The 8,692-nt window shown below is 38.2% G+C and carries 5 protein-coding genes; 1 reads left to right on the forward strand and 4 read right to left on the reverse strand.

Annotated elements, in window-relative coordinates:
* Positions 1-367: 367 nt before the first annotated feature.
* A complete protein-coding gene (locus ACFFIP_RS17740) occupies positions 368-2,335 on the forward strand; it encodes a serine hydrolase (RefSeq protein ID WP_382389100.1) in 1,968 nt (655 codons plus the stop codon).
* Positions 2,336-2,472: 137 nt separating this feature from the next.
* On the opposite strand, the gene ACFFIP_RS17745 is transcribed toward ACFFIP_RS17740, so the two are convergent.
* The 4 genes from ACFFIP_RS17745 to ACFFIP_RS17760 all read right to left on the reverse strand — a co-directional run bounded on the left by ACFFIP_RS17745 (position 2,473) and on the right by ACFFIP_RS17760 (position 8,563).
* Positions 2,473-2,781, reverse strand: a complete 309-nt coding sequence (locus ACFFIP_RS17745) for a rhodanese-like domain-containing protein (protein WP_382389101.1) — start codon at positions 2,779-2,781, stop codon at positions 2,473-2,475.
* A gap of 7 nt (positions 2,782-2,788) precedes the next feature.
* Positions 2,789-4,621 carry a T9SS type A sorting domain-containing protein gene (locus ACFFIP_RS17750; protein ID WP_382389102.1) on the reverse strand — a complete coding sequence of 611 codons (1,833 nt, stop codon included), beginning with the start codon at positions 4,619-4,621 and terminating at the stop codon, positions 2,789-2,791.
* 7 nt (positions 4,622-4,628) lie between these two features.
* Entirely contained in the window at positions 4,629-5,393 is a 765-nt protein-coding gene (locus ACFFIP_RS17755; protein ID WP_382389103.1) for a PASTA domain-containing protein, read from the reverse strand.
* Between the two features lie 167 nt (positions 5,394-5,560).
* The gene (locus ACFFIP_RS17760) at positions 5,561-8,563 is read right to left on the reverse strand and encodes a M43 family zinc metalloprotease (protein ID WP_382389105.1); all 3,003 of its coding nucleotides are present in this window, start codon (positions 8,561-8,563) and stop codon (positions 5,561-5,563) included.
* Between the last annotated feature and the right edge of the window lie 129 nt (positions 8,564-8,692).

The following is an 8,692-nucleotide window of genomic DNA, read 5'->3' on the forward strand; positions in this document are numbered from 1 at the left end:
TTGCCAGTCTGATTTTTAAAAACTACCTTAGACATTGTTGTATTTTGTTCAACTCTAAAATAATAATTTTAGAGAAGATCAACAATAAAAAAAGGGTGTCTCGACTTTTCGGACACCCCCTTTTATTTTCTTCCCACTGGAAAATTTACCGGAGGATCTTACATGGATGAGGGTGTGGTGATCCTGATTTTTAAAGATGATCTCAATAAGAATATTTTACAAAAGTTTTTCACTAAAAAGGTAAAATTGAATTGAATATGCATTCATGTTACCGCATTGATATTTTTTGATACAATAGAGAAATCTTTTTTTGGGTTAAACATTGAATTTGCCTTGAATAGTGAATTTTTACTAAACAACAAAGTTTATGAAACATGTAAAAAAACAGATGAAGTTATCCAATATGAATAAATTTCATATCAAGTTACTTCCCCTAGTAATTTTCTTCCTTATTCCATTTTTCCCGGATAATATGGTGGAAGATATTAGCAAAAATGAGATGGAACAAACCATCAGTAACTTGGATAAGATTATCCAAGATGAAATGATTTACGGAAACCTGGTTGGCCTGGCAGTCAGTGTGGTCAAAGACGGAAGGATTATCCACCAAAAGTCGTATGGGTTTACGGATTTGGAGAAAAAGACGCCCTTTACAAACTCTACGCTTTTCAGGTGGGCTTCTATTTCAAAAGTGATTACCGCAGTAGCCATTCATCAGTTGAAGGAGGACAACAAACTCAAGTTGGATAATAAGGTAAGTGATAAGGTCAGTAATTGGCCTACAGATGGGAAGAAAAAAGACATTACAATCAAGCAGCTTCTTTCTCATAGAAGTGGAATTATCAATTATTACGGTTCTTTTGATAAAAGTAAATATGGGGGGTCAAAAACGGCAGCTTTTATTCCCAGTCAATCCGTTGATGTTTTTAAAAGTGCAGATTTAGATTTCGATCCAGGAGATAAACATCAATATTCATCTTTCGCTTATAATTTATTAGGCGAAGTAGTTCATAATGTTGGTGGCGGATGGGATAACCATATCAATACTAGGATCAAAAATAAATTGGGTTTGACTTCACTGACTTATAACTCTACCAATGGGATTAAGGGATATAATAAAATTTGTGATGATATTTTGGTGAATCGGGATGATAGTGATGTGATCTGGAAAGTTCCTGGGGGAGGCTATCTTTCCAATATTGTTGATCTGAATAAGTTTATGATGGGTTTGATGAATGGGACTTTATTGAAATCTACAGCTGGATTATGGAATGAAAATATCAGTGATAACAGTAATTATTCATTAGGTATGAAGAGAGTTACAATAGGTGGAGTATTATTTGCAGAACATGGTGGCGCACATGCAGACATGAGGACAAAATTAATTTTTAATACCACCAAAAAGGATGGGATTGTTATTGCCATTAATGGAGGGAATTATGCTAACTGGACTATGAGTAAGATTATTCATAAAATTGCCAATGAAATAGGAATGTATAGTGCCAATCAAAATAATGATCCTTACCACTATTCTTACAGTAAAAATGATACAGAAGATGATGTGGAAGAGGGTGAAGCCCTTGAAGAACCTTGTAAAGGGGAGAATGTGGCCATTTGGCATTCAGCAGATGATCATGTCATTTTAAGAAGAGGATATAGTCATAATGCCTTTGGAGATGAATGGCAGAGATTGCGCTCTGCAGGCTATGTCTGTGTTAATTTTGAGACTTATATATTGGATAATAAACGGGTGTGGGACGGTATTTTCAAAAAACAATCAGGAGGACAGGCAATGTGGAGGAACTTTGAATCTGCCGATTTTAATAAGAAATGGCAGGAAATGAGTGGTCAGGGATATCGATTGGTGGATTTGGAAACCTATATGGTTGGTTCCAAGAGGCTTTATGCTGGCCTGTTTCTCCCAGGCAAGGGCAAGTATGCCCTTTTCAGAGGATTTTCTACTGCTGACTTTGGAGCCAAGCGAGAGGAATTGGGTAAATCCGGCTATAAGCTGATTGATCTTGAAGTGTATTATGAAAATGGGCAACAGAAATGGTGCGGCGTTTGGGTTGAAGGTCAGGATGGCATGTTGAATCGGAATTATACAACCGCCGATTTTCAAAAATTGGTGGATACTAGAAAAAAAGATGGTTGGAACTTAGTAGATGTTGAAACTTATATGGATGGTAGAACAAGAAAATGGGCAGGTATTTGGGAGAAAAGTTCTTTGAGTCAGGAAGTTTTATTTGGTTATAAACATGATGCTACCTTTTCTCAAAAACTAAATACTAATGTCAGAAACAAAAAAGTACTTACTGATATTTTAAGATATTGAATCTTGAAAAAAAATATTGATTGTGCTTAAATGTTGAACTGTAACCCCAAAAAATAATAAATGAGTAAGTATGTTGACAAAAAAAGACAAGGAATCGAAAGAATCCTTGTCTTTTTAATTTTTAGAGGTGGAGAATCCTAATCCTCTTCCTCCATCTGCCTGTAGGCCATAATGCCACCTAGGAGGTTGCGCACTTTGGTGAAGCCCTTGGTTTCCATAAATCTTTTGGCATTACCACTTCTGGCACCTGAGCGGCACTGAAGTACGATTTCCTTGTCTTTATATTGTTCAAGTTGGTCCAATTCATAGGGCAATTGTCCCAAAGGTATATTGTCAGCCCCAAGGTTATCCTCTTCGTATTCCCATTCTTCACGGACGTCGATGAATACAAAGTCCTCTTTGTTCTGAAGTTTTTCTCTAAGTTCTGAAACGGTTATGTCTTCCATGTTTTTTTTATCTGACTAATACACGAATTGATTTTTGTTCTTTACCCTGAATGAGGTTGATTACATACACTCCTTTTTGAAGGCCTGCAAATTTAATCATTTTACCGTCTTCATAGGTTTCTTCCGGCAGATTTATAGACCTTCCATATGGATCGAAGATATTATATCCGTCTACATTTCCTTCTATGTATAACCAATCCTGAACAGGATTGGGGAATATCTTAAATCCCACATGGACCTGACTTTCTTCTTCAATAATAGGAGTTTCACTCAAATGTACCCGGATCATCAAAGATCCTTGTACCAGTTCATTCTGCTGCCAGCTTCCAGCGACATTGAAAAAGGTTTGATTGCCATTATCGTAGGTTTTGTCCAAGCCGACAAAGATAAAATCGTTGGTGAATTGGGTAAACCCGACAAAGAAACTATCATCAACCAGCACATTTTGAGCTACTTCAAAATAGGCAAATTCATTGATATCATCTTTTTCAGGAATAAAGACCTCCTTGACAAAAACCGGTTCATTGTTCAAGCTGGACCAGACCATCAAGTCAATGACATTATTGGCCTGATTTAGATTGGTAAAATTGATACTGATTCCTTTGACGTAAACAGGGGATTGAACTTCAAACCTATTGGCAAGCATACCATTTCGCTGATTGATGCCTGCTGAGTAATCCACACTGCCATCATCATAGGCAAAAAAATCCCTGAAGGGGATGGTAGTTTTCACAGTATCATTTACCCTTAAGTCTACATCATTGTAAAAAAGTGTATCTCCATTGACGATTTGGAATAAAATCCCATCACCTGAACTCAGGTAAGTGATCAGTTCATAATCTGTTTCCTGTGAAGGAATCCTGATATTGCTAAAGTTATTGCTTTCAAATGCTCTTCTTTCGCTGGCCAATGGGACGGGATTGAATGGGGTATTGTCATTGATTCTTGAAATTATAGCGTTATCAGCCTTATCCCTGAGTTCAATACTGAATTCCATCGCTCTGAACCTGTTGTCAAGGTTGTTGAACTCATTTCCTGTCTTTGTCCAGAATAAGTCCGGATTTTTTTTCAATTCAAAAAGAGGAATGGCAGAATATCCCTGAGAGGGTCTGCTATTGTAGCTTGTCAGTGCTCTATCGGCAAAAAACAGGTTGTTGGCATTTCTGTTTTTATTCAGGTAGACATAGTCTATTATCCAAGTGTCAAATGGACCTGATGCCCTTCCGGTTATCTGAAAGCGGAACTGAAAATTTTCATGTTGGAATTCTTCTGTCACCTGAATAATCTCAGGGGTGAAGAACTCCTGATGCTCTGGAATATCTCCCGAAACACTCCACATATTTACCCATATACCATCTTTATTCAAAAATAACAGGTTGAGATCATCATTGAAATCAGGCATTTCACCTTTTCCCCCTGCCTGCCAATAGAAACTCAGAAATACTGAATTAATCTCATCCGGAGTTACTTGGGAAAGATCGATAGGCTTTGAAGTGATTTGGTCTGTAATACCCTGTTCCACCCGATTTTGGGAATATGGACTTCCCCTTTCATCTACACCATCAAGCAATAATACCCCTATAGTGGGTGGGGCATTTCCAATTGTAAAGGACTGAGTGGTCCCTTCATTGATCCATTTCGCTGTATCGATGCCGATTTTGGAAAAATCATCCCAAAAGGGCAGGTTCAAAGGAGTTTGATTGATTCTGGCATTTGAATAGGATACTTGATGTTGAGAAACAGGAGTAGGTAATTGCTGGAATTGTGCCAATGATTTTACACCACTGACCAAAACCATAAATTGGGTCAAAAATAATATGACGATTATCCTGTTTGACATCAAATTATCAATTGTTCTTCATTTCAGATATCCATACATCAATAGGTTCACCTGTTTTGACTTCAGCACCAATAGGAGGCATCTGTCTAATAATGATGCCCTGAGGTACAGAGTCAGTTTGCACATAATTGATTCTGCCCATCCTTAGTCCAGAGCCTATGATGAGAAATTCCGCATCAATTTCATCCATACCAACCAAATTAGGTACATCCAATATCTGATTGCCAAGACCATCACCGACCACCAGATCGATTTGAGAACCCTTAGGAAGTTCAAAACCTTCCGGAATATTCCGGCCTCTATATTTTTGTTCCAAGACCACATTGATACCGATATCAGGCACATAGATGATTTCCCCTCTTACCAAGCCATTATTGCTGAGGATTTCCTGGGCATTTTTAAGCAGACTATTGACCAAGTTCGGCATTTTGACCAAAGGTGCATTTTTAGAATTCAAGGTCACATAAATTTTTCTTCCTTGCTTAACTTTTTCACCTGCTTTGGGATTTTGCTTCAATACTGAAAATGGTTTCAGTTCAGCATTGTATCCACTGTCCAGCGTGACTTCGTATTGTAAGTCTCTTGAGGATAAATAGGAGTCAAGTTGTTCAAAATCATATCCTTCAAGATCAGGTACTGTAACAGTCTGACCATGATTGGTGTAAGATGGAAGGAAAACTTTTAAAAATAAAAAAGATAATACCAAGATGGTTGCCAATACTAATACTATATGCAAACCAATTTTTTTGGCAGAATTTTTAAAATCACTCATGAATGTTTGTTATCAATTAATGCTCTAACGTATAAAGGTAAAATTAATTTGCTTTCTAAAAGCCAAATCTAATTAATTGCAATCAAAGAATTGGCCAAATTATGCTTTGGAATAAAAAAAGCCGGTAAAACTAGAAGTCTTCCGGCTTTTACCAATTTATTTGTTCTTTACTGTATGACCAGTTTTCGGGTTTCAGTGATGGATTGACTGGTAATTTTTACGATAAACAATCCCTTGGAGAAATTCTGAGAACTGAAGGTATATGTCTGGTTTAAAGTATTTGGATAATCCACATCATGAACCAAGGCTCCTGTGGCAGAGGTAATCTGAATATTGACAGTTTCAAACCTGTCTAAATTGAACACAATATTGAATACTTCTCTTGCCGGATTTGGATAGATGATGGTATTACCCAATCCTGGATCTACTGGTTCTGGGTTGGCTGATAAGAACAATTCAACGTTGTTCAGGAAAACAGAACTGTTTGATTCCTGACCGTCTTCCAGTACAAATGCTACTCTTACCATTGTTTTTCCTTTTCCTGCGAATGAAGATAGATTGACGTAATCTTTTACAAATTCATTGGAATTGTTGGGGTTGACCTCACTTGCCTGTACAGTAATCAGGTCATTTCCGCTTTTTCTGTAGACTTCTTCATAATTCACTCCGCCATCTGCACTTGCTAGCACTTTTAGTGTTGTGCTAGGTGAAACAAGCCCCGCTGCCCGATCAAAGAAGAGGGCTGCTTGCCTGCTCCCAGTCAAATCAAATATTGGAGAACCCAGCCAGAAGGAATTCAATTCAGGCTTTGCACTTAATTTTGCTACGTTATTGGATGCCACTCCTGATTGAAGTGAAGACAATTCCCAAGATGTAATGTTGGCTTCGGGATTTAAGCTAATCCAAGGACTGAGTGTGACTGTATTATTGAAATTTTGCCTCCAAGGGGACCTGATCATCTCATTATCTATGACAACAAACCTCCTAAGGGAAATTGGTGTTCTTGGGTTTTGATCAAAATTTGGGAAATCCAAAGCGTAATTAAGGTCATTCAGACCGTTTCCTGTAGCCTTTGGCAAGTTGATCAGGGTAGTTTCACCAGGATTCAACAAATTTCCCCTAGCAATAAAAGATTGGGCAGGAGTATTGCCATATCTTCTTCTGAATACAAATCCGGAAATTGGGAGATTTCCTGTGTTCTGTAATTCTATGGATTCTTGCTCATGTTGCCCATTTGATATGGCAGTAGGGCTTGCCACCTGTGTAAGTTTGGCATCATACCTGAAACTTTCCTCTGTAAGGATTTGAATATCTTTTAGATAGATATTGTTTCCATAACCATTGCGGTTGATAAAGGCGATTCTGACATTGCCAAATTCTGCAAACTGTGATAGATTGACAATCTCTCTTCTGAATTGCTCTTCACGAATAGGTATAAATTCATTTAAGGTTGGCTCAGCAGTTTGAAGAAAATTTACATCCTTACTGTATGGTGCATCAAGAATATTAAATGTATTGCCACAGTCGGTAGAAACAGCCACATATAAGAAATCCCCAAAACCTTGGGTATTATAAGGGGCATAAGCCATTTTGAATGTCAATTGGGCATTTGGAAATTCACTCAGATTGATTTGAGGAGAGACCAGAAAATCCAGTTGACTGGAAGCATCATATTCGTAATTCTGAATTCTGATGACATTTTGGGTTGCTCCTGCAATAGTAATGGGAAAACTCTCCCAAGTAAAACTGTTGTCAGGATTGTTTACTACCCAGGAACTGCCAAATTGGTCCATCGTAAACGTATATGGTAGACTAAGTTGCGGCTGTATAATAGGGCTTGAAGTAATGCTATTATTGCTGCTATTTGGGTCTGTTGTATTGTTAACCTCTATGATGTTCGCTTGGAAATTGTTAGCTCCAAGATTTAAGGCTATTGGATTGAATCTGACTCTAGCCGTATCGCCAGTTGAAAGATTGTTGAAATTGAAGGTTCTGGTCTCCAATACAGAACCATTATTTCTAATTTCTATTCTGGCAGAAGATATTAGATTATTACCAGAATTGAAGACTATCATCTCAGGTTCTACATTTAGGTCACAAATGAAATCCTGCGGACTGATCAATCTTTCAAACCCTAGGTCATTTGGCTGAAGCTGTGGTTCAACGGTTGCCCTGTTGTTTACCAAAGAGGCTCTTCTTGGACTGTTGGCCAATACTACATCAAATCTTTCTACCTGGCCTTGAGTGAAAATATTCATGCAGATATCTGTGGTGTAATCCATGAAATTTTCCACCATATCTCTAGTATTACAGGATACGCGGGGAGCAGAGGTTCTACAAACATTGTTGGGGCCATCCTGATTGGGTGTATCATTTACAAAGTCATCAGCACTGCAATCTCCGTCACCCCATATATGTCTAAGTCCGAAAAAGTGGCCAACTTCGTGGGTTAGGGTTCTTCCTCTTGATCCTGATACTGCAGATCCTCCCTGTCCAAAATACCTGTAATCCACCGTTACCCCATCGGTCTCTCTGGTTGAAGGTGGGAAATTTAATCCTGGAAGACCGGATACCGGGAAGGTAGCATAGCCAATAAAGGGTGATACCAAAGGAACAACCCAGATATTCATATATTCTTCAGGTGGCCATAATGCTATCTGGCCAAGTAGGGTAGCATCATTTGGGTCATAGGCTGTTTTCGGGCCAAGTACCCTGTTGACACCATTGGTAGGCAGGCCTCTTGGATCTTGTTTTGCCAGCACAAATTCAATCCTTGAATCAGCAGCAACATTCAAAAACTCCAAAGGTGTCTGAGAAGCATCCGGATTTAATCTCCTGAAATCCTCATTTAATGTCCTTATCTGGGACTCAATCTGTGATAAAGGAATATTTGTACCAGTACCAAGAGGTGAACCTGTATGGATGACATGAACGACTACAGGAATAACCCTGACTTCATTTGCTGTTCTTAGCTGACTTTGTGGTTTTTTTCTGTTTTCAGAAATCTTCCCCTCCATCCAGGATTCAAAGTATTCTCTGGATCCATAAATGCCCAATTGCTGTTCCTGCATTTGTTCCAAATGCGTAGCAGCACATTGTTCATTATGAATATGTTGAAAATTCTTTCCAAAGAAATTTTGAGAAAAAGCATTGTAGGATGCAAAAAACAAAAGGAAGGGGCTGTCCGAAAAGGGCAGCCTTTTTTATGCTGCAATTTTTTGATTTTGAAAATCTAAAGTCATGATTGGGGATTTTTGATTAGATTTTTTCCTTGACACGTATAATACTGGTCGACTAAT

The organism is Fontibacter flavus (assembly GCF_042432905.1).
Classification (GTDB): domain Bacteria; phylum Bacteroidota; class Bacteroidia; order Cytophagales; family Cyclobacteriaceae; genus Fontibacter; species Fontibacter flavus.

Excerpts from the sequence above, each read along its gene's own strand:
- ACFFIP_RS17750 (WP_382389102.1), bottom strand. The coding sequence starts at position 4,621 with ATGTCAAACAGGATAATCGTCATATTATTTTTGACCCAATTTATGGTT.
- ACFFIP_RS17755 (WP_382389103.1), bottom strand. The coding sequence starts at position 5,393 with ATGAGTGATTTTAAAAATTCTGCCAAAAAAATTGGTTTGCATATAGTA.
- ACFFIP_RS17740 (WP_382389100.1), top strand. The coding sequence starts at position 368 with ATGAAACATGTAAAAAAACAGATGAAGTTATCCAATATGAATAAATTT.
- ACFFIP_RS17745 (WP_382389101.1), bottom strand. The coding sequence starts at position 2,781 with ATGGAAGACATAACCGTTTCAGAACTTAGAGAAAAACTTCAGAACAAA.